The sequence below is a fragment of the Streptomyces sp. NPDC006743 genome (assembly GCF_040703815.1).
Classification (GTDB): domain Bacteria; phylum Actinomycetota; class Actinomycetes; order Streptomycetales; family Streptomycetaceae; genus Streptomyces.
The window spans coordinates 305,572-327,379 of sequence record NZ_JBEYJA010000003.1 but is presented as its reverse complement, the minus strand read 5'-3'; the positions used below and the strand labels follow the sequence as shown (position 1 = coordinate 327,379).

The 21,808-nt window shown below is 68.7% G+C and carries 14 protein-coding genes; 12 read left to right on the top strand and 2 right to left on the bottom strand.

Annotation, left to right across the window (positions count from 1 at the left end; all coding sequences use genetic code 11):
• Nucleotides 1-16 precede the first annotated feature (16 nt).
• The 7 genes from rplA to ABZ719_RS04535 all read left to right on the top strand — a co-directional run bounded on the left by rplA (nucleotide 17) and on the right by ABZ719_RS04535 (nucleotide 12,418).
• A complete protein-coding gene (rplA, locus tag ABZ719_RS04565) occupies nucleotides 17-742 on the top strand; it encodes a 50S ribosomal protein L1 (RefSeq protein WP_037858376.1) in 726 nt (241 codons plus the stop codon).
• Nucleotides 743-1,003: 261 nt separating this feature from the next.
• Nucleotides 1,004-1,924: a hypothetical protein gene (locus tag ABZ719_RS04560; protein ID WP_366723732.1), complete on the top strand. Its 921-nt coding sequence runs from the start codon at nucleotides 1,004-1,006 to the stop codon at nucleotides 1,922-1,924.
• An 89-nt stretch (nucleotides 1,925-2,013) separates the two neighbouring features.
• Complete coding sequence (locus ABZ719_RS04555) at nucleotides 2,014-2,964, top strand: LppX_LprAFG lipoprotein (protein WP_366723731.1); 951 nt, start codon at nucleotides 2,014-2,016, stop codon at nucleotides 2,962-2,964.
• Nucleotides 2,965-3,289: 325 nt separating this feature from the next.
• Entirely contained in the window at nucleotides 3,290-3,820 is a 531-nt protein-coding gene (gene rplJ, locus ABZ719_RS04550) for a 50S ribosomal protein L10 (RefSeq protein WP_018564784.1), read from the top strand.
• Nucleotides 3,821-3,936: 116 nt separating this feature from the next.
• Nucleotides 3,937-4,323, top strand: a complete 387-nt coding sequence (gene rplL, locus ABZ719_RS04545; protein ID WP_366723730.1) for a 50S ribosomal protein L7/L12 — start codon at nucleotides 3,937-3,939, stop codon at nucleotides 4,321-4,323.
• 607 nt (nucleotides 4,324-4,930) lie between these two features.
• Nucleotides 4,931-8,416, top strand: coding sequence for a DNA-directed RNA polymerase subunit beta (gene rpoB / locus ABZ719_RS04540; protein WP_366723729.1), 3,486 nt, complete (start codon nucleotides 4,931-4,933; stop codon nucleotides 8,414-8,416).
• Nucleotides 8,417-8,518: 102 nt separating this feature from the next.
• Nucleotides 8,519-12,418: a DNA-directed RNA polymerase subunit beta' gene (locus ABZ719_RS04535; protein ID WP_366723728.1), complete on the top strand. Its 3,900-nt coding sequence runs from the start codon at nucleotides 8,519-8,521 to the stop codon at nucleotides 12,416-12,418.
• A 234-nt stretch (nucleotides 12,419-12,652) separates the two neighbouring features.
• Here ABZ719_RS04535 and ABZ719_RS04530 read toward each other — a convergent pair whose 3' ends face one another.
• Nucleotides 12,653-13,996, bottom strand: a complete 1,344-nt coding sequence (locus ABZ719_RS04530; protein WP_366723727.1) for a glycosyltransferase family 39 protein — start codon at nucleotides 13,994-13,996, stop codon at nucleotides 12,653-12,655.
• A 134-nt stretch (nucleotides 13,997-14,130) separates the two neighbouring features.
• On the opposite strand from ABZ719_RS04530, the gene ABZ719_RS04525 reads away from it, so the two are divergent.
• From ABZ719_RS04525 to tuf, 5 genes are all read left to right on the top strand, one after another.
• Nucleotides 14,131-15,261, top strand: coding sequence for a glycosyltransferase family 2 protein (locus ABZ719_RS04525; RefSeq protein WP_366723726.1), 1,131 nt, complete (start codon nucleotides 14,131-14,133; stop codon nucleotides 15,259-15,261).
• Between the two features lie 291 nt (nucleotides 15,262-15,552).
• Complete coding sequence (gene rpsL, locus ABZ719_RS04520; RefSeq protein ID WP_003948652.1) at nucleotides 15,553-15,924, top strand: 30S ribosomal protein S12; 372 nt, start codon at nucleotides 15,553-15,555, stop codon at nucleotides 15,922-15,924.
• Nucleotides 15,925-15,926: 2 nt separating this feature from the next.
• The gene (gene rpsG / locus ABZ719_RS04515; RefSeq protein ID WP_003992340.1) at nucleotides 15,927-16,397 is read left to right on the top strand and encodes a 30S ribosomal protein S7; all 471 of its coding nucleotides are present in this window, start codon (nucleotides 15,927-15,929) and stop codon (nucleotides 16,395-16,397) included.
• A 39-nt stretch (nucleotides 16,398-16,436) separates the two neighbouring features.
• The gene (fusA, locus tag ABZ719_RS04510; RefSeq protein ID WP_037858394.1) at nucleotides 16,437-18,563 is read left to right on the top strand and encodes an elongation factor G; all 2,127 of its coding nucleotides are present in this window, start codon (nucleotides 16,437-16,439) and stop codon (nucleotides 18,561-18,563) included.
• 166 nt (nucleotides 18,564-18,729) lie between these two features.
• Nucleotides 18,730-19,923, top strand: a complete 1,194-nt coding sequence (gene tuf, locus ABZ719_RS04505; RefSeq protein ID WP_037858396.1) for an elongation factor Tu — start codon at nucleotides 18,730-18,732, stop codon at nucleotides 19,921-19,923.
• A gap of 275 nt (nucleotides 19,924-20,198) precedes the next feature.
• Here the strand turns inward: tuf and ABZ719_RS04500 are convergent, their stop codons facing one another.
• Entirely contained in the window at nucleotides 20,199-21,572 is a 1,374-nt protein-coding gene (locus ABZ719_RS04500) for an alpha-lytic protease prodomain-containing protein (RefSeq protein WP_366723725.1), read from the bottom strand.
• Nucleotides 21,573-21,808: the final 236 nt, after the last annotated feature.

Below are 21,808 nucleotides of genomic sequence, written 5' to 3'. Positions count from 1 at the left end.
ACCCACAGGAGCAGTTGTGAGCAAGCGCAGCAAGGCTCTCCGCGCTGCGGACGCCAAGATCGACCGGGAGAAGCTGTACGCCCCGCTCGAGGCCGTCCGTCTCGCCAAGGAGACCTCCACGACCAAGTTCGACGGCACCGTCGAGGTCGCCTTCCGCCTGGGTGTCGACCCGCGCAAGGCCGACCAGATGGTCCGTGGCACCGTGAACCTTCCGCACGGCACCGGTAAGACCGCCCGGGTCCTGGTCTTCGCGACCGGTGACCGTGCCGAGGCCGCGCGTGCCGCGGGCGCCGACATCGTCGGCGCCGACGAGCTGATCGACGAGGTGGCGAAGGGCCGTCTGGACTTCGACGCCGTCGTCGCCACCCCGGACCTCATGGGCAAGGTCGGCCGCCTCGGCCGCGTCCTCGGCCCGCGTGGTCTGATGCCGAACCCGAAGACCGGCACCGTGACCCCGGACACCGCCAAGGCCGTGACCGAGATCAAGGGCGGCAAGATCGAGTTCCGCGTCGACAAGCACTCGAACCTGCACTTCATCATCGGCAAGACGTCCTTCGAGGACGACAAGCTGGTGGAGAACTACGGCGCCGCGCTGGAGGAGATCCTCCGTCTGAAGCCGTCCGCCGCCAAGGGTCGCTACATCAAGAAGGCCGCCATCAGCACCACGATGGGCCCCGGCATCCAGCTCGACCCGAACCGCACCCGCAACCTCCTCGTCGAGGAGGACCCGGCCGCGGTCTGAGCCACCGGCTCGCACAGGTCGGCACGAGCCCCGCAACCTTCCGAGGTGCGGGGCTCGTCCCTTTTCCCGGGCCGCCTCCCGCCCCCCACCCGTGGGAACCGCCGGGCCGCACCGTCAGAGCGCGCCCACGGGGCCGTGCGGGTCCGCCACGGACGGCCGGTCCATGCCGCCGGTACGGCGCGATCCGTACGGCCGTCCGGACGGCTGTCGGCGGCCTGCGCTAGCGTGCCAGGCACAGCAACCGCATAGGGGTGGGGACGAATGAAGAGCACGACGGTGCGCCGTACGACGCTGGCGATCGCGGTGACGGCCGCGCTGACGGGCGTGGCCGCCTGCGGCGCCGGGGGCACCTCGGGGGATCCCGGCAAGGAGGGCAAGGCGGCCGGGCAGGGCGTGACGCACGTCAGCCCGCTGGCGGCCCTGCGCCTCGCCGCGGCCTCCACCGACAAGGCGGACTCCGCCCGCGTCGACATGACGGTCAGCATGGGCTCGCTGATGTCCATGAAGGGCAGCGGCGCCTTCGCCTGGGGCAAGGCCGTGTCCGGAGCGATGACGCTGACGTACACCGGCGGCACCGTGGCCGACGCGATGCGCGCCACGGGGACCACCTCGATGCGCGCCCGCTACCTGTCCGACGCCTACTACGCCAGGATGAGCGACCAGTTCGCCCGGCAGGCGGGCGGCAAGCACTGGATCAGGTACGGCTACGACGACATGGCCAAGCTCGGCGGCGGCTCCGGCGCGTACATGAAGGACCAGATGCAGAACAACACGCCGAACCAGTCGGTGAAGCTGCTGCTGGCCTCGGGTGACGTGAAGAAGGCGGGGGAGGAGCAGGTCCTGGGTCAGCACACCACCCACTACCACGGCACGGTGAACGTGGCGGACCTCGCCGCCCGGACCAGCCGGACCCTCTCCGCCTCCCAGCTCGCCGACATCAAGAAGCAGCTGAGCCGGACCGGCATCACCACGGAGACCGTCGACCTCTGGGTCAACGACGAGAACCTGCTGGTCAAGAAGTCCGAGACGGCGGACACCAGGAACGGCACCCTGACCACCACCGCCTCCTACCGCGACTACGGCGTGGAGGTCTCGGTCATGGCGCCGCCGAAGAGGGACACGGTGGACATCAAGGCCCTGGCGGCGTCCCAGGGCGCGGCCGCCGGCGCCGGCACTTCCTGAGTCAAGAAACCCCCAAGACCGCCCGCTCGCGGCTCGGATAGGCTCGCGTCCCAACTGTGTGATCACCATCCGTTCCTTGGGGGGAATCCATGGACACCTCTGTCAGCACGCCCACCACGCCCACCACGCCCGGCTCGGCCCGTACGCGGCGCGCGTCCGCCCGCGCCGTCACGGGCCGCAGGGTCGCGACGGCCTCGCTGGCCGCGCTGGTCCTCGCCGCGGGCGCGGTGGGCTGTTCGGGAGACGACTCGAAGAGCGACTCCAAGAGCGCGGGCAAGAACGGCGCGGCCGAGTCGCCGAGGCTCTCGCCCGCCGCGGCCGTCGCCAAGGCGGCGAAGAACTCGCAGGAGATCACCTCTCTGCACTACCGCATGACCGGCCAGGTCCCCGAGGAGGGGCACGTCAAGGCCGAGGCGCAGATGCAGATGAAGCCCACGGTGTCGATGAGCATGAAGATGACGATGGCCGACCAGCCCTCGGCCGGCACCGTCGAGATCCGGCTCGTCGACAAGGCCATGTACCTCAACGGCGGTCCCGAGGCCGCCAAGGAGATGGACGGCAAGAGCTGGCTGAAGTTCGACCTGTCCCAGACCGACGCGGGCAAGCAGATGGACCAGATGGGCGCCGCCCAGGCCGATCAGAACCCGGCGACCGAGTCCACCTTCCTGACCGCGGCCAAGGACCTGCGCAAGGTCGGCTCCGAGAGCGTGGACGGCGTCGCCACCACCCACTACTCGGGCACCGTCGCCCTCGCCGACCTGGTCAAGGCGCAGAAGGGCGAGAGCCCGCAGACCGCCGAGACCCGCCAGAAGAGCCTGGAGCAGTACAAGAAGATGGGCGTCGACAAGGTCACCATGGACGCCTGGATCGACGGCCAGGACCACACCAAGCAGTTCCGGATGCGCGGTGACGCCACCAAGGGCCCGCTGGACATGACCATCACCTTCCTGGACACCAACAAGCCCGTGAAGGTCTCCGCCCCGCCGGCCGGGCAGGTCGCGGACCTGGCCGAGATGATGAAGGGCGCCCAGCAGAGCTGAGCCCGGCAGAGCTGAGCCCAGCAGGGCTGAGCCCCGGCAGGGGCGGATTTGCCCGACGGCGCCGTGTTCCCGTACTCTCCTACAGAAGCCAAAGACCGCTGGTCGTTGCCGTGCGCTCCCACGAGGGTGCGGTGGCCGAAGGATCCGCTGAAACTGCGGACGACCCGCGCAGGTGACTGTGGAAGAACTCCCGGAGTGTGCATGCCTACGGCATGTGTGCGGCCGGTCGAGTCCGCCCCGAGCGCCTGCGCCGGGGCGTTTCGTTTTCCCCAGTCCTCCTTCGGGTCCGCGCGGTCAGAATCACCCGGAAGGAGGCCGAGGCTCTATGGCGAGGCCCGACAAGGCTGCCGCAGTGGCGGAGTTGACGGAGCAGTTCCGCAACTCCAGCGCTGCCGTGCTGACCGAGTACCGCGGTCTCACCGTGGCGCAGCTCAAGACGCTGCGTCGTTCGCTCGGTGAGAACGCCCAGTACGCCGTGGTGAAGAACACGCTGACCAAGATTGCGGCCAACGAGGCCGGGATCACCACGCTGGACGACCTGTTCAACGGTCCGACGGCTGTCGCCTTCGTCACCGGTGACCCGGTGGAGTCGGCGAAGGGTCTCCGTGACTTCGCCAAGGACAACCCGAATCTCGTCATCAAGGGCGGTGTCCTTGACGGCAAGGCGCTGTCCGCCGACGAGATCAAGAAGCTTGCGGACCTCGAGTCCCGCGAGGTTCTGCTCTCCAAGCTGGCGGGTGCCTTCAAGGGCAAGCAGTCCCAGGCTGCTCAGCTCTTCCAGGCGCTTCCCTCGAAGCTCGTCCGCACCGTGGACGCTCTTCGTGCCAAGCGGGACGAGCAGGGCGGTGCCGAGTAACTCGGCTCGCTTTCTGACCCTGGCCGTCTAGGCGGCACGGGTCGCAGCGGGCCGACGTACGCCCGCCACACCCAGTACATCCGGCACCAGCCGAATCAGTGGAAGGATCGCCCCTCATGGCGAAGCTCAGCCAGGAAGACCTGCTCGCCCAGTTCGAGGAGATGACCCTCATCGAGCTCTCCGAGTTCGTGAAGGCCTTCGAGGACAAGTTCGACGTCACCGCCGCCGCCGCGGTCGCCGTCGCCGCGGGCCCGGCCCAGGGTGGCCCGGCCGCCGAGGCCGCCGAGGAGAAGGACGAGTTCGACGTCGTCCTCACCGGCGCCGGCGACAAGAAGATCCAGGTCATCAAGGTCGTGCGCGAGCTGACCTCCCTCGGCCTGAAGGAGGCCAAGGACCTGGTCGACGGTGCGCCGAAGCCGGTCCTGGAGAAGGTCAACAAGGAGGCCGCGGACAAGGCCAAGGAGTCCCTCGAGGGCGCCGGCGCCTCCGTCGAGGTCAAGTGACCCGACGAGTCCCCTCCGGACTCTCCTGCGCGCTGAACACGGCCCGATAGGGCTGTAACGCGAACGCACCGAAGAGCGATCATCCATCCGGGTGGTCGCTCTTCGGCGTTCCCGGGGGTGGCTGTGGCGGCCTTGCACCCGCGACCGGGAGGGGTATGGTGATCTTCGTTCGGCCTCGAGAGGCCCCCGGAGACAGGCCGCGAGTGACGATGGCAGCATCCGGTTCGGGTATGAGGGGCCTTGACGAACCGCACGCAGCGCGCAATTCTCAGGACGCGTCGTCACAACGATCCGAATCCGAGGCATGGATCGGCGGCGAAGAGGGCAGTATCAACGTGCGTTGAGGGTGACAGGCCGTAGGCGGTGACGACAACGAGGGTCGCGAAAAACCGGCGCTGGACATCAGTGGGCCAAGTGGCTACACTGACCCTTTGCGCTGCCTGTTAGCTGTCCCCTGCCCGTCACCAGGGGCATGCCCTCGCCCGAGCATCGACGACCGGACCGCACCTGACCTGGCCTTCGGCCACTTCAGGCACCGTCTGTCCCGGTGAGCGGAAGAGGGGCCGGTACGCGCGTAGTGAGTCCGAGCCCTCGGAAGGACCCCCTCTTGGCCGCCTCGCGCAATGCCTCGACCGCGAATACGAACACTGCTGCCAGCACCGCCCCGCTGCGCATCTCCTTTGCAAAGATCAAGGAGCCCCTCGAGGTTCCGAACCTTCTCGCGCTGCAAACCGAGAGCTTCGACTGGCTGCTCGGCAACGACGCGTGGAAGGCTCGCGTCGAGGCGGCTCTGGAGTCCGGTCAGGACGTCCCCACCAAGTCCGGTCTGGAGGAGATCTTCGAGGAGATCTCCCCGATCGAGGACTTCTCCGGGTCGATGTCGCTGACGTTCCGCGACCACCGCTTCGAGCCCCCGAAGAACAGCATCGACGAGTGCAAGGAGCGCGACTTCACGTACGCCGCCCCGCTCTTCGTCACGGCCGAGTTCACCAACAACGAGACCGGCGAGATCAAGTCCCAGACGGTCTTCATGGGCGACTTCCCGCTCATGACGAACAAGGGCACCTTCGTCATCAACGGCACCGAGCGTGTCGTCGTCTCGCAGCTGGTCCGCTCGCCCGGCGTCTACTTCGACTCGAGCATCGACAAGACGTCCGACAAGGACATCTTCTCCGCCAAGATCATCCCGTCCCGGGGTGCCTGGCTGGAGATGGAGATCGACAAGCGCGACATGGTCGGTGTGCGCATCGACCGCAAGCGCAAGCAGTCGGTCACCGTGCTGCTGAAGGCGCTCGGCTGGACCAACGAGCAGATCCTCGAGGAGTTCGGCGAGTACGAGTCGATGCGCGCCACCCTGGAGAAGGACCACACCCAGGGCCAGGACGACGCGCTGCTCGACATCTACCGCAAGCTGCGTCCGGGCGAGCCCCCCACGCGTGAGGCCGCGCAGACGCTGCTCGAGAACCTCTACTTCAACCCCAAGCGCTACGACCTCGCCAAGGTCGGCCGCTACAAGGTCAACAAGAAGCTGGGTGCGGACGCCCCGCTGGACGCGGGCATCCTGACCGTCGAGGACATCATCTCGACGATCAAGTACCTGGTGAAGCTGCACGCCGGTGAGACCGAGACCGCCGGGGACAACGGCGGCACGATCGTCGTCGAGACCGACGACATCGACCACTTCGGCAACCGCCGCCTGCGCAGCGTCGGCGAGCTGATCCAGAACCAGGTCCGTACGGGTCTCGCCCGTATGGAGCGCGTCGTGCGCGAGCGCATGACCACCCAGGACGTCGAGGCGATCACGCCGCAGACCCTGATCAACATCCGGCCGGTCGTCGCCTCCATCAAGGAGTTCTTCGGCACCAGCCAGCTGTCGCAGTTCATGGACCAGAACAACCCGCTGTCGGGTCTCACCCACAAGCGCCGTCTGTCGGCGCTCGGCCCGGGTGGTCTCTCCCGTGAGCGGGCCGGCTTCGAGGTCCGTGACGTGCACCCGTCGCACTACGGCCGCATGTGCCCGATTGAGACGCCCGAAGGCCCGAACATCGGCCTGATCGGCTCGCTCGCCTCCTACGGCCGGGTCAACGCGTTCGGTTTCGTCGAGACCCCGTACCGCAAGGTCGTCGACGGCCAGGTCACCGACGAGGTCGACTACCTGACCGCCGACGAGGAGGACCGCTTCGTCATCGCGCAGGCCAACGCCACGCTCGGCGACGACCTGCGGTTCGCCGAGGCGCGCGTCCTGGTCCGCCGCCGCGGCGGTGAGGTCGACTACGTCAGCCCCGAGGACGTCGACTACATGGACGTCTCGCCGCGCCAGATGGTGTCGGTCGCGACCGCCATGATCCCGTTCCTGGAGCACGACGACGCCAACCGTGCCCTCATGGGCGCGAACATGATGCGCCAGGCCGTCCCGCTCATCAAGAGCGAGGCCCCGCTCGTCGGCACCGGCATGGAGTACCGCTCCGCGGTCGACGCCGGCGACGTGGTCAAGGCCGAGAAGGCCGGTGTGGTCCAGGAGGTCTCCGCCGACTACATCACCACCGCCAACGACGACGGCACGTACATCACGTACCGCCTGGCCAAGTTCGCCCGCTCCAACCAGGGCACCTCGGTCAACCAGAAGGTCATCGTCAACGAGGGCGACCGCGTCATCGAGGGTCAGGTCCTCGCCGACGGTCCGGCCACCGAGAACGGCGAGATGGCGCTCGGCAAGAACCTGCTGGTCGCGTTCATGCCGTGGGAGGGTCACAACTACGAGGACGCGATCATCCTGTCGCAGCGCCTCGTGCAGGACGACGTCCTCTCCTCGATCCACATCGAGGAGCACGAGGTCGACGCCCGTGACACCAAGCTGGGCCCCGAGGAGATCACCCGGGACATCCCGAACGTCTCCGAGGAGGTCCTCGCCGACCTCGACGAGCGCGGCATCATCCGCATCGGCGCCGAGGTCATCGCCGGCGACATCCTGGTCGGCAAGGTCACGCCCAAGGGCGAGACCGAGCTGACCCCGGAGGAGCGCCTGCTGCGCGCGATCTTCGGTGAGAAGGCCCGTGAGGTCCGTGACACCTCGCTGAAGGTGCCGCACGGCGAGACCGGCAAGGTCATCGGCGTGCGCGTCTTCGACCGCGAGGAGGGCGACGAGCTGCCGCCGGGCGTGAACCAGCTGGTCCGCGTCTACGTCGCGCAGAAGCGCAAGATCACCGACGGTGACAAGCTCGCCGGCCGCCACGGCAACAAGGGCGTCATCTCCAAGATCAACCCGATCGAGGACATGCCGTTCCTGGAGGACGGCACCCCGGTCGACATCATCCTCAACCCGCTCGGTGTCCCGTCCCGGATGAACCCGGGACAGGTCCTGGAGATCCACCTCGGCTGGCTCGCCAGCCGCGGCTGGGACGTCTCCGGCCTCGCGGAGGAGTGGGCGCAGCGCCTCCAGGCGATCGGCGCCGACCAGGTCGACCCCGGCACCAACGTCGCGACCCCCGTCTTCGACGGTGCCCGCGAGGACGAGCTGGCGGGTCTGCTGCAGCACACCATCCCGAACCGGGACGGCGAGCGCATGGTGCTCCCGACCGGCAAGGCGCGGCTGTTCGACGGCCGCAGCGGTGAGCCGTTCCCGGACCCGATCTCGGTCGGCTACATGTACATCCTGAAGCTGCACCACCTGGTCGACGACAAGCTGCACGCGCGTTCGACCGGCCCGTACTCCATGATCACCCAGCAGCCGCTGGGTGGTAAGGCCCAGTTCGGTGGCCAGCGGTTCGGCGAGATGGAGGTGTGGGCACTCGAGGCGTACGGCGCCGCCTACGCCCTCCAGGAGCTGCTGACCATCAAGTCCGACGACGTCACCGGCCGCGTGAAGGTCTACGAGGCCATCGTCAAGGGCGAGAACATCCCCGAGCCCGGCATCCCCGAGTCCTTCAAGGTGCTCATCAAGGAGATGCAGTCCCTCTGCCTGAACGTGGAGGTGCTGTCCAGCGACGGTATGTCCATCGAGATGCGTGACACCGACGAGGATGTCTTCCGCGCCGCGGAGGAGCTCGGCATCGACCTGTCCCGGCGCGAGCCGAGCAGCGTCGAAGAGGTCTGACGGGAGTCCGGCAGGGGCCTCGCCGATGAGTGAGGCCCCCGCCGACCCCCAGGCCCCCGTTTCAGACCACAGACTTACAACCCTGAGAGGGATTGACGCATAGTGCTCGACGTCAACTTCTTCGATGAGCTCCGGATCGGTCTGGCCACCGCTGACGACATCCGTCAGTGGAGCCACGGCGAGGTCAAGAAGCCCGAGACCATCAACTACCGCACCCTCAAGCCGGAAAAGGACGGACTCTTCTGCGAGAAGATCTTCGGCCCCACCCGGGACTGGGAGTGCTACTGCGGCAAGTACAAGCGTGTCCGCTTCAAGGGCATCATCTGCGAGCGCTGTGGCGTCGAGGTCACGCGCGCCAAGGTGCGCCGTGAGCGGATGGGCCACATCGAGCTGGCCGCTCCCGTCACCCACATCTGGTACTTCAAGGGCGTCCCGTCGCGTCTGGGCTACCTGCTCGACCTCGCCCCGAAGGACCTGGAGAAGGTCATCTACTTCGCGGCGTACATGATCACGTACGTCGACGAGGAGCGCCGCACCCGCGACCTGCCCTCCCTGGAGGCGCACGTCTCCGTCGAGCGGCAGCAGATCGAGAACCGCCGCGACGCCGACCTGGAGGCCCGTGCCAAGAAGCTCGAGACCGACCTGGCCGAGCTGGAGGCCGAGGGCGCCAAGGCCGACGTGCGCCGCAAGGTGCGCGAGGGTGCCGAGCGCGAGATGAAGCAGCTGCGCGACCGCGCGCAGCGCGAGATCGACCGCCTCGACGAGGTGTGGACCCGGTTCAAGAACCTCAAGGTCCAGGACCTCGAGGGCGACGAGCTGCTCTACCGCGAGCTGCGCGACCGCTTCGGCACCTACTTCGACGGTTCGATGGGTGCCGCGGCGCTGCAGAAGCGCCTGGAGTCCTTCGACCTCGACGAGGAGGCCGAGAAGCTCCGCGAGATCATCCGCACGGGCAAGGGCCAGAAGAAGACCCGCGCCCTGAAGCGGCTGAAGGTCGTCTCCGCGTTCCTGCAGACCTCCAACAGCCCCAAGGGCATGGTCCTGGACTGCGTCCCGGTCATCCCGCCGGACCTGCGTCCGATGGTGCAGCTGGACGGTGGCCGCTTCGCGACCTCCGACCTGAACGACCTGTACCGCCGTGTCATCAACCGCAACAACCGCCTGAAGCGGCTTCTCGACCTCGGTGCGCCCGAGATCATCGTGAACAACGAGAAGCGCATGCTCCAGGAGGCCGTGGACGCCCTCTTCGACAACGGTCGTCGCGGTCGCCCGGTCACCGGTCCCGGCAACCGCCCGCTGAAGTCCCTGAGCGACATGCTCAAGGGCAAGCAGGGCCGTTTCCGTCAGAACCTGCTCGGCAAGCGAGTCGACTACTCGGCCCGTTCCGTCATCGTCGTCGGCCCGCAGCTCAAGCTGCACCAGTGCGGTCTGCCGAAGGCGATGGCGCTGGAGCTGTTCAAGCCGTTCGTGATGAAGCGCCTGGTCGACCTGAACCACGCGCAGAACATCAAGTCGGCCAAGCGGATGGTCGAGCGCGGCCGCACCGTCGTGTACGACGTGCTCGAAGAGGTCATCGCGGAGCACCCGGTCCTGCTGAACCGTGCGCCCACGCTGCACCGCCTCGGCATCCAGGCCTTCGAGCCGCAGCTGGTCGAGGGCAAGGCCATCCAGATCCACCCGCTCGTGTGCACCGCGTTCAACGCGGACTTCGACGGTGACCAGATGGCCGTGCACCTGCCGCTGTCCGCGGAGGCGCAGGCCGAGGCCCGCATCCTGATGCTGTCCTCGAACAACATCCTCAAGCCCGCCGACGGCCGTCCGGTGACGATGCCGACCCAGGACATGGTCCTCGGTCTGTTCTTCCTCACCACCGACGGCGAGATGCGGAACGTGAAGGGCGAGGACCGCTCCTTCGCGTCCGTGGCCGAGGCGATCATGGCGTTCGACGCCGGCGAGCTGTCGCTCCAGTCGCGCGTGGACATCCGCTTCCCGGTGGGCACCATCCCGCCGCGCGGCTGGACCCCGCCGGCGCGCGAGGAGGGCGAGCCGGAGTGGCAGCAGGGTGACACCTTCCGCCTGCGGACGACCCTGGGCCGCGCGCTCTTCAACGAGCTGCTGCCCGAGGACTACCCGTTCGTCGACTACGAGGTCGGCAAGAAGCAGCTCTCCGAGATCGTCAACGACCTCGCCGAGCGCTACCCGAAGGTCATCGTGGCGGCGACGCTCGACAACCTGAAGGCGGCTGGCTTCTTCTGGGCCACCCGTTCCGGCGTCACCGTCGCCATCTCCGACGTCGTCGTCCCCGACGCGAAGAAGGAGATCGTCGCCGGGTACGAGGCCAAGGACGAGAAGGTCCAGAAGCAGTACGAGCGCGGTCTGATCACCAAGGAAGAGCGCACGCAGGAGCTCATCCAGATCTGGACCCAGGCGACCAACGAGGTCGCCGAGGCGATGAACGACAACTTCCCGAAGACCAACCCGATCTTCATGATGGTGAACTCGGGTGCACGAGGCAACATGATGCAGATGCGTCAGATCGCCGGTATGCGTGGTCTGGTGTCGAACGCGAAGAACGAGACGATCCCGCGTCCGATCAAGGCGTCGTTCCGCGAGGGCCTGTCCGTGCTGGAGTACTTCATCTCCACGCACGGTGCCCGTAAGGGTCTGGCGGACACCGCCCTGCGTACCGCCGACTCGGGTTACCTCACCCGTCGTCTGGTGGACGTCTCGCAGGACGTCATCATCCGCGAGGAGGACTGCGGCACCGAGCGCGGCCTCAAGCTGCACATCGCCGAGCGCGGCGCCGACGGCGTGCTGCGCAAGGCGGACGACGTCGAGACGTCCGTGTACGCGCGCTGCCTCGCCGAGGACATCGTCGTCGACGGCAAGGTGCTGGCCCCGGCCGGCACCGACCTCGGTGACGTGCTCATCGACGAGCTGGTCAAGCACGGTGTCCAGGAGGTCAAGACCCGCTCGGTCCTGACCTGCGAGTCCGCCGTCGGCACCTGCGCGATGTGCTACGGCCGTTCGCTGGCCACCGGCAAGCTGGTCGACATCGGTGAGGCGGTCGGCATCATCGCCGCCCAGTCCATCGGTGAGCCCGGTACCCAGCTGACGATGCGTACCTTCCACACCGGTGGTGTGGCCGGTGACGACATCACCCAGGGTCTGCCCCGTGTCGTCGAGCTCTTCGAGGCCCGTACCCCGAAGGGTGTCGCCCCGATCTCCGAGGCCTCCGGCCGCATCCGGATCGAGGAGACCGAGAAGACCAAGAAGATCGTCGTCACCCCGGACGACGGCAGCGACGAGACGGCGTACCCGATCTCGAAGCGTGCCCGTCTGCTGGTCGGCGAGGGCGACCACGTCGAGGTGGGCCAGAAGCTCACCGTGGGTGCCACCAACCCGCACGACGTGCTGCGCATCCTGGGTCAGCGTGCCGTCCAGGTCCACCTGGTCGGCGAGGTCCAGAAGGTCTACAACTCGCAGGGTGTGTCGATCCACGACAAGCACATCGAGATCATCATCCGGCAGATGCTCCGCCGGGTGACGATCATCGAGTCCGGCGACGCCGAGCTGCTGCCCGGTGAGCTGGTCGAGCGCTCGAAGTTCGAGACCGAGAACCGTCGTGTGGTCCAGGAGGGCGGACACCCGGCCTCCGGCCGTCCGCAGCTGATGGGTATCACCAAGGCCTCGCTGGCGACGGAGTCCTGGCTGTCGGCCGCCTCCTTCCAGGAGACGACCCGAGTCCTGACGGACGCGGCGATCAACGCCAAGTCCGACAGCCTCATCGGCCTCAAGGAGAACGTCATCATCGGTAAGCTCATCCCGGCCGGTACGGGTCTGTCCCGCTACCGCAACATCCGGGTGGAGCCCACCGAGGAGGCCAAGGCCGCGATGTACTCGGCCGTCGGCTACGACGACATCGACTACTCGCCGTTCGGCACCGGCTCCGGCCAGGCCGTTCCGCTGGAGGACTACGACTACGGTCCGTACAACCAGTAGGCGAGCGTCGCGCTGAAGCACTGAAGGGCGGTCACCCCGGTGGGGGTGGCCGCCCTTCGGCGTACCGCGGGGAGGGCCCGCGGAAGCCGGACTGCGTGAGCCGGTCCGCGGAAGCCGGACCGCGTGAGCCGGTCCGCGGAAGCCGGACTGGGTGAGCCGGTCCGCACGAGCCCCGTCGACGGGTGCCGGCCCGCGGGCGGCCGGCCGATCCGAGCCGGTCCGTCGGCGGCCGGTCTACGGGACGCCCAGTTCGAAGATGACGTAGTGGGCGTACCAGCCGGAGGCGACGGCCGCGGTGCAGAAGAACACCGCCAGGGCGCCGGTCCGCAGCCGGTTCAGCGCGGCGGCCGGCGCGAGCAGCAGCGGGAAGGCGGGCAGCAGGTAGCGCATCGTGTTGCCGAACATCTGCTGGGTGCCCAGCACCGTGACGATCGTGGCCAGGGTGTACGCGACGAGCACCAGGGGCGGCCGCTTGCGCAGCATCAGGACGACCAGGAACGGCAGCGCGAGCACCAGCTGGAGGGAGAGCACGTCCGGGACGTCGAAGGCGAACACGTAGTCGTGGTGGCCGACGGCCAGGTTCTTCAGGACGCGCAGCGTGTAGGCGCCGTAGTCGAAGTAGTGCGCCCAGCCCTCGCGCTGGAGCGTGAAGTACGCGGTGGGCTCCCCGGTGGCGTAGCCGACCCAGGCGACGTAGCCGAGCAGGCCCAGCGGGGCGACGAGCATGGCGTACACGGGAGGGGCCACGCCGTGCTCGCGCCTGCTGTCGCGACGCGCCAGCGTCACCAGCGCGGCCAGGCCCACCGCGCCGATCAGCACCGCGGAGGTGGGCCGGTTGAGCCCGGCCACGCAGGCGAGCAGGCCGGCCGTCACCCAGCGCCGGGTCATCACGCAGTAGCAGCACCAGGCCGCGAGCGCGACGAACACCGACTCCGAGTACACCGCCCACTCGACGCCCGCGCCGGGCGCCACCGCCCACAGCCCGGCGGCGATCGTGCCCGCGCGCACGCCCGCGACCGTCTTGACCACGGCGTAGATCCCGGCGGCGGCGACGAACGACGACACGACGGACACGAGCATCCCGGCGCCGTACGGGCCGAGCCCGGTGACGGCCGAGACCATCCTGATGAGGGCCGGGTAGAGCGGGAAGAAGGCGACCGAGTTCTGCTGGACGGTGAAGAGGCCGTCGCCGCCGAGCCGCTCCAGCTTCGGGTCGTAGCCGTGCTGGGCGACCTGGAGGTACCACCAGCCGTCCCAGGTGGCCAGGACGTCCCACCAGTGGGCGCCGCCGCCGAAGCGCGGCGCCTTCGTGCGGTAGTCCCCGGCGTGTTCCAGCAGCCACGCGAAGACGGTGAGCCCGACGAGCTTGGTGATCCCGTACAGGAGGAGCGGGGGCAGGTAGGGGCGGGCGGCCGTGCGCAGGGCGTCGGCGTCGAACCGGCGGGAGCCGCCGGTGTGCTCCGGGGCCCGCTCCCCGGCCTCCTGGGCGGTCCGCCGCGCCGCCGGAGCGGCGGGTGGCCGGTCCGGGGCGGCACCCGCCGAGGAACCGGTCACCGCGTTGCCCGAACCCGTACTCATGTCCGTGTGTTCCCCTCGGTCCCCCGGTCCCGGCGCCCGCTCCGCCTGGTCGCGCCGGGACCGGGGGCCTGTGAACCGTCTGTCATAAGATCGCACCACGGTCGCACATCGGCGCGGGCCGAGGGGAGGCCCGGGTGGCACAACAGGTGGACGGCGCGGACGGCGGGACCGTGCTGTCGGTCGTCATACCCATGTACAACGAGGAAGAGGCCCTGCCCGCGCTGGTCAACCGGCTCCGCCCGGTGCTGGACGGTCTCGGACCGCGCTACGAGGTCGTCGCGGTCGACGACGGCAGCGGCGACCGGACCGCCGAACTGCTCGCCGCGTTCCGGCTCGGCTGGCCGGAACTGCGCGTGGTCGGCCTGCGCCGCAACTCCGGGCACCAGGCCGCCCTCACCGCGGGCCTGGACCGCGCGGTCGGGGACTACGTGGTGAGCCTGGACGCCGACTGCCAGGACCCGCCCGAGAAGATCCCCCAGATGCTCGCGCTGGCCCGCGACGAGGGGCTCGACGTCGTCTACGGCGTCCGCGCCGACCGCAGCAGCGACAGCGCGTTCAAGCGGGGCACGGCGGGCGTCTACTACCGGCTGCTGCGGCGCCTGGCGGGGCCGTCCGTGCCCGCGCACGCGGGGGACTTCCGGCTGCTCAGCCGGGCCGCCGTGGACGCCCTCAAGGCCCTGCCGGACCAGCAGCGGGTCTACCGGCTGCTGGTGCCGTGGCTCGGCTTCCCCAGCGGGCAGGTCACCTACGAGCGCGAGCTGCGTTCCGCCGGCCGGACGAAGTACCCGCTCGGGCGGATGATCCTGCTCGCCGCCGACAGCATCACCGGCTTCTCCGCCGCGCCGCTGCGGCTGGCGACCTGGCTGGGCGGCGGGGCGTTCGTGGTCTGCCTGGGCCTGCTGGTGTACACGTTCACCGGGTACGCCCTGGGGCACACCGTGCCCGGCTGGACCTCGCTGCTCACGGCGGTGGTCTTCATCGGCGCGGTCCAGCTGATCTGCGTGGGCCTGCTGGGGGAGTACGTCGCCCGGATCTACACCGCCGTCCAGAACCGGCCCGCGTACTTCGTGCGGGACGACACGGCCGAGGGCGCGGGGACGGGCGGTCCGGCCGCGGACGGCGCGCGAGACGGCCGTGCGCCGGCGGGCGGTGCGGAGGCGGGCCGTGCGGCCGCGGCCGGTGCGGGCGCGGTCCGTGCCGGGAGGGCCGACGCGGAGGAAGGTTCCGCCTCCTGCCGTCGCGGGGCGCGTCCGCCGGCCCGGTAGGGTACGGCGTGCGTGAAGCGGGTGAAAGTGGGATGGAGCGGGCGCGGGCGGCCGTCCCGCCCATTTGTTTTGACCGCAGCGAATGCGATAGGTACGCTCAGACCTTGTGCCTGGGGTGTGCCCTGGCTCTCGTGCGTGCCTACAACCGCCAGGGAGCCGTCATAGGCCACCGCAATCTGCGCTTCTTTCTGCCTTGCGCCGGGAGTCCGCGGGATTCGACACACCCGACCGCGTGGGTCGGCGACGTTCCAGGTTAGCTGTACCCATCGGCACACAGAAACCGGAGAAGTAGTGCCTACGATCCAGCAGCTGGTCCGCAAGGGCCGGCAGGACAAGGTCGAGAAGAACAAGACGCCGGCACTCGAGGGTTCGCCCCAGCGCCGTGGCGTCTGCACGCGTGTGTTCACGACCACCCCGAAGAAGCCGAACTCGGCCCTGCGTAAGGTCGCGCGTGTGCGTCTGACCAGCGGGATCGAGGTCACCGCTTACATTCCGGGTGAGGGACACAACCTGCAGGAGCACTCCATCGTGCTCGTGCGCGGCGGCCGTGTGAAGGACCTGCCGGGTGTTCGCTACAAGATCATCCGCGGTTCGCTCGACACCCAGGGTGTCAAGAACCGCAAGCAGGCTCGCAGCCGTTACGGCGCCAAGAAGGAGAAGTAAGAATGCCTCGTAAGGGCCCCGCCCCGAAGCGCCCGGTCATCATCGACCCGGTCTACGGTTCTCCTCTGGTGACCTCCCTCATCAACAAGGTGCTGCTCAACGGCAAGCGTTCCACCGCCGAGCGCATCGTCTACGGCGCCATGGAGGGTCTGCGTGAGAAGACGGGCAACGACCCGATCATCACGCTGAAGCGCGCGCTGGAGAACATCAAGCCGACCCTCGAGGTCAAGTCCCGCCGTGTCGGTGGTGCGACGTACCAGGTTCCGATCGAGGTCAAGCCCGGTCGTGCCAACACGCTCGCGCTGCGCTGGCTGGTCGGTTACTCCCGCGCCCGTCGCGAGAAGACCATGACCGAGCGTCTGCTCAACGAGCTCCTCGACGCCTCCAACGGCCTCGGCGCCGCTGTGAAGAAGCGCGAGGACACCCACAAGATGGCCGAGTCCAACAAGGCCTTCGCGCACTACCGCTGGTAGTCGCTTCCCCATCGAGAACCGAGAGAAGACTGAAGCCTTATGGCTACCACTTCACTTGACCTGGCCAAGGTGCGCAACATCGGCATCATGGCCCACATCGACGCGGGCAAGACGACCACCACCGAGCGGATCCTGTTCTACACCGGTGTGTCCTACAAGATCGGTGAGGTCCACGACGGCGCTGCCACCATGGACTGGATGGAGCAGGAGCAGGAGCGTGGCATCACGATCACCTCTGCTGCCACCACCTGTCACTGGTCGCTGGAAGACGTCGACCACACCATCAACATCATCGACACCCCGGGTCACGTCGACTTCACCGTCGAGGTGGAGCGCTCCCTGCGCGTGCTCGACGGTGCCGTGACGGTGTTCGACGGCGTCGCCGGTGTCGAGCCCCAGTCCGAGACGGTGTGGCGTCAGGCGGACCGCTACGGCGTCCCGCGTATCTGCTTCGTGAACAAGCTCGACCGCACCGGTGCCGAGTTCCACCGCTGCGTCGACATGATCAGCGACCGCCTGGGCGCGCAGCCGCTGGTCATGCAGCTGCCGATCGGTGCCGAGGCGGACTTCAAGGGCGTCGTCGACCTCGTCACGATGAAGGCCTTCGTGTGGTCCGCCGAGGCCACCAAGGGCGAGATGTACGACATCGTCGACATCCCGGACACCCACACCGAGGCTGCCGAGGAGTGGCGCGGCAAGCTGCTCGAGGCCGTCGCGGAGAACGACGAGGAGCTGATGGAGCTGTACCTGGAGGGCACCGAGCCCTCCGTGGAGCAGCTCTACGCGGCGATCCGCCGTATCACCATCGCCTCCGGCAAGGGCGACGGGACCACCGTCACCCCCGTGTTCTGCGGCACCGCGTTCAAGAACAAGGGTGTCCAGCCGCTGCTCGACGCGGTCGTGCGCTACCTGCCCTCCCCGCTCGACGTCGAGGCCATCGAGGGTCACGACGTCCGCGACGCGGAGAAGGTCGTCACCCGCAAGCCGTCGGACGACGAGCCGCTCGCCGCCCTGGCGTTCAAGATCATGAGCGACCCGCACCTCGGCAAGCTCACCTTCGTCCGGGTGTACTCCGGCCGCCTGGAGTCCGGCACGGCCGTGCTGAACTCCGTCAAGGGCCGCAAGGAGCGCATCGGCAAGATCTACCGCATGCACGCCAACAAGCGTGAGGAGATCGAGTCGGTGGGCGCCGGCGACATCGTCGCCGTCATGGGCCTGAAGCAGACCACCACCGGTGAGACGCTCGCGGACGAGAAGAACCCGGTCATCCTGGAGTCCATGGACTTCCCGGCGCCGGTCATCGAGGTCGCGATCGAGCCCAAGTCCAAGGGTGACCAGGAGAAGCTGGGTGTCGCCATCCAGCGTCTCGCGGAGGAGGACCCCTCCTTCCAGGTCAGCACCAACGAGGAGACCGGCCAGACCGTCATCGGCGGTATGGGCGAGCTGCACCTCGAGGTGCTCGTCGACCGCATGAAGCGCGAGTTCAAGGTCGAGGCCAACGTCGGCAAGCCGCAGGTCGCCTACCGCGAGACGATCCGCAAGGCCGTCGAGCGCGTGGACTACACCCACAAGAAGCAGACCGGTGGTACCGGTCAGTTCGCCAAGGTGCAGATCGCGATCGAGCCCATCGACAGCGGCGACACGGCGTACGAGTTCGTGAACAAGGTGACCGGTGGCCGCATCCCGAAGGAGTACATCCCTTCGGTGGACGCCGGTGCGCAGGAGGCCATGCAGTTCGGCATCCTCGCCGGCTACGAGATGACGGGCGTCCGCGTCACGCTTCTCGACGGTGGCTACCACGAGGTCGACTCCTCCGAGCTGGCGTTCAAGATCGCCGGTTCGCAGGCCTTCAAGGAGGCCGCGCGCAAGGCCAGCCCCGTGCTGCTCGAGCCGATGATGGCCGTCGAGGTCACCACGCCCGAGGACTACATGGGTGAGGTCATCGGCGACATCAACTCCCGCCGTGGTCAGATCCAGGCCATGGAGGAGCGGGCCGGTGCCCGTGTCGTGAAGGGCCTCGTGCCCCTCTCGGAGATGTTCGGCTACGTCGGAGACCTCCGCAGCAAGACGTCGGGTCGCGCCAGCTACTCGATGCAGTTCGACTCCTACGCCGAGGTTCCGCGGAACGTCGCCGAGGAGATCATCGCGAAGGCCAAGGGCGAGTAACTCTCCCGAGTTCCAGCCCGTAGGCTTGACTCCGGAGCCTCGTGGGGCATTCCGCCTCTTCCGCAGCGAAGCGGGAGGAATGCCCCCCGGGATCCGGGCCATCCAGCAAAGATCACCTGGCGCCGATGAAGTAAGGCGTACAGAACCACTCCACAGGAGGAACCCAGTGGCGAAGGCGAAGTTCGAGCGGACTAAGCCGCACGTCAACATCGGCACCATCGGTCACATCGACCACGGTAAGACGACCCTCACGGCCGCCATTACCAAGGTGCTGCACGACAAGTACCCGGACCTGAACGAGGCCTCGGCCTTCGACCAGATCGACAAGGCTCCCGAGGAGCGTCAGCGCGGTATCACCATCTCGATCGCGCACGTCGAGTACCAGACGGAGGCGCGTCACTACGCCCACGTCGACTGCCCGGGTCACGCGGACTACATCAAGAACATGATCACCGGTGCCGCGCAGATGGACGGCGCGATCCTCGTGGTCGCCGCCACCGACGGCCCGATGCCGCAGACCAAGGAGCACGTGCTCCTGGCCCGCCAGGTCGGCGTTCCGTACATCGTCGTCGCCCTGAACAAGGCCGACATGGTGGACGACGAGGAGATCCTGGAGCTCGTCGAGCTCGAGGTCCGTGAGCTCCTCTCCGAGTACGAGTTCCCGGGCGACGACGTTCCGGTCGTCAAGGTCTCCGCGCTCAAGGCGCTCGAGGGCGACGAGAAGTGGGGCCAGTCGGTCCTGGAGCTCATGGACGCCGTCGACAACGCGATCCCGGAGCCGGAGCGCGACGTCGACAAGCCCTTCCTGATGCCGATCGAGGACGTCTTCACGATCACCGGTCGCGGTACGGTCGTCACCGGCCGTATCGAGCGTGGTGTCCTCAAGGTCAACGAGACCGTCGACATCATCGGCATCAAGCAGGAGAAGACCACCACCACGGTCACCGGCATCGAGATGTTCCGGAAGCTCCTCGACGAGGGCCAGGCCGGTGAGAACGTCGGTCTGCTCCTCCGTGGCATCAAGCGCGAGGACGTCGAGCGCGGCCAGGTCATCATCAAGCCGGGCTCGGTCACCCCGCACACCGAGTTCGAGGCGCAGGCCTACATCCTGTCCAAGGACGAGGGTGGCCGCCACACGCCGTTCTTCAACAACTACCGTCCGCAGTTCTACTTCCGCACGACGGACGTGACCGGCGTGGTGACCCTCCCCGAGGGCACCGAGATGGTCATGCCGGGTGACAACACCGAGATGAAGGTGGAGCTCATCCAGCCCGTCGCCATGGAAGAGGGCCTGAAGTTCGCCATCCGTGAGGGTGGCCGCACCGTGGGCGCCGGCCAGGTCACCAAGATCAACAAGTGACCAAGGTCTGTGGCGCAGCGCACTAGCGTGAGCTGAGCCACCCGAAGGGCCCGTACGACTCCGGTCGTACGGGCCCTTTCGCGTGTCTGCTGCCGCTCGGGAAGGCGGGCCCCGGCCCGCGGGACGAGCTCGGCCGGGCTGAGGGGCGCCTGGGCGGACGCACGGTCCCGGCGCGCGGCCGGGCCGGTGGACACAAGAGCGGGCCCGGGCCCCCGGACGGGGACCCGGGCCCGCTCTCGCCCCCCTCGGGCGGACAGTGGTCGGGTGGGGCGGGTTCAGGCGCGGGACCAGAGGGCCGGGACGTTCGGCGGTTCCCAGCCGGGCTGGGCCTGGTGGCCCTGGAGGCAGCGGTAGGTGGCGCCGCCGTAGGTGACCGTGTCACCGGGCTGGTAGACGGTGCCGGCCGCCCACGTGCCGCCCGGGTTGCCGGGGCCGGGGCCCGGGTCGTCGCCCGTGGTCTTCAGGGTGAGGCCGTAGTTCGACAGGATCGGGTTGACCGGCTGGAAGTAGGTCGTCCCGCCGCTCGTGCAGTCGCCGGACCCGCCCGAGGTGACACCCTGGGCCTGGCTGCCGGAGATGAAGGAGCCGCCGGAGTCACCGGGTTCGGCGCACACCGAGGTGCGGGTGACACCCGAGACGGTGCCCTCCTGGTAGGTCACGCTGGTGTTCAGCTGCTGGACGGTGCCGCAGTGCCAGCCGGTCGTCGACCCGGAACGGCACACCGAGGCACCGACGGTCGCCACCGTGGAGCCGGTGACCTGGAGGTTCTGGCCGTTCTGGTTGACGTACGGCGTCGCGGTCCAGCTGGAGTTCGTGGCCACCCACGACATGTCGTTGCCGGGGAAGACCGACGCCTGGAAGGTGCCCTGCGCCACCTGGTTGGCGCCGGTGGTGGTGGAGCCCGCCTGTCCGCAGTGGCCGGCCGAGGCGAAGCCCTGCTGGGTGCCCCGGGTGACCGGGAAGCCGATCGAGCAGCGGGTGCTGCCGTTGATGTAGTACGCGTCGCCGCCGCGCAGGTCGTACAGCGGCCGGGGGCGCTCGGCCGACTTCACCACCTCGGCCAGCGACCGGTCCACCCCGGCGGCGGACAGCAGCTCACGGGCGGCGGCGGGCCGTACGGCCTGGACGACCAGCGTGTTGGTCCGGACGTCGACGTACCACACCGGGGTGTCGAGGGTGTCGCGGCGCGTGGCGGCACGGTCCAGGCGGGCCTTCGCGGCGTCCAGCGCGGCGAGGGAATGACGGACGACGACGGCCTCGGCGCCCTGGGCCCTGATCGCCGCGGCGTCGGCGGCGTCGGTCGTGGCCACGCTCAGCGCGCCGGAGTCCGCGCCGTGCACCCAGGCGCCCGCGTAGTCCGCGCCGAGCGCGGCCCGCAGCCGGCCCGCGGTGGCCCCCGCCTCGGCCTCGTTCGCCAGCCGGTGCTCGGCCTGCTGCCGGCCGATGCCCAGATCGCGCTGCATGGCGTTCAGGACCGCGGCGGAGGTGGCGGCGGTGTGCAGGGTGCGGGCGGCCGACGGCGCCGGCGTCCTCGCCCGCGCGGCGGTGGAGGCCGCCTCGGCGCCGGCCTGTCCGCTGAGCCCGGTCAGGACCAGTGCGCCCGTCGCCACCACCGCCGCGCAGGCGGCTCTCGTCTGTCTGTGGAGCATGGGGGATCTCCTCGGTCTCGGTGGGGAGTCCCGAAACCGTAGGGAGGGCCGCCCGGCGGGCGTAAGCCTTCGGCCGACCCCCTTGCCCGGTGTTATGGAAGGGCCGCGTCCGGCGGGGTGGGTGTACGAGTGGCCGCGTCCGCGGGTGCGGGGACCTTTGGACGGCGTACGGCGGGTCCATGGGGGCGGTGGCCGTGTGCGAGTGGCCGCCTCCGCGGGTGCGGGGACCTGTGGAC

Bases quoted from the DNA above. Each gene is read 5' to 3' on its own strand.
- ABZ719_RS04560 (WP_366723732.1), top strand. From the start codon at position 1,004: ATGAAGAGCACGACGGTGCGCCGTACGACGCTGGCGATCGCGGTGACG.
- ABZ719_RS04555 (WP_366723731.1), top strand. From the start codon at position 2,014: ATGGACACCTCTGTCAGCACGCCCACCACGCCCACCACGCCCGGCTCG.
- rplJ (WP_018564784.1), top strand. From the start codon at position 3,290: ATGGCGAGGCCCGACAAGGCTGCCGCAGTGGCGGAGTTGACGGAGCAG.
- rplL (WP_366723730.1), top strand. From the start codon at position 3,937: ATGGCGAAGCTCAGCCAGGAAGACCTGCTCGCCCAGTTCGAGGAGATG.
- ABZ719_RS04530 (WP_366723727.1), bottom strand. From the start codon at position 13,996: ATGAGTACGGGTTCGGGCAACGCGGTGACCGGTTCCTCGGCGGGTGCC.
- rpsG (WP_003992340.1), top strand. From the start codon at position 15,927: ATGCCTCGTAAGGGCCCCGCCCCGAAGCGCCCGGTCATCATCGACCCG.
- fusA (WP_037858394.1), top strand. From the start codon at position 16,437: ATGGCTACCACTTCACTTGACCTGGCCAAGGTGCGCAACATCGGCATC.
- ABZ719_RS04500 (WP_366723725.1), bottom strand. From the start codon at position 21,572: ATGCTCCACAGACAGACGAGAGCCGCCTGCGCGGCGGTGGTGGCGACG.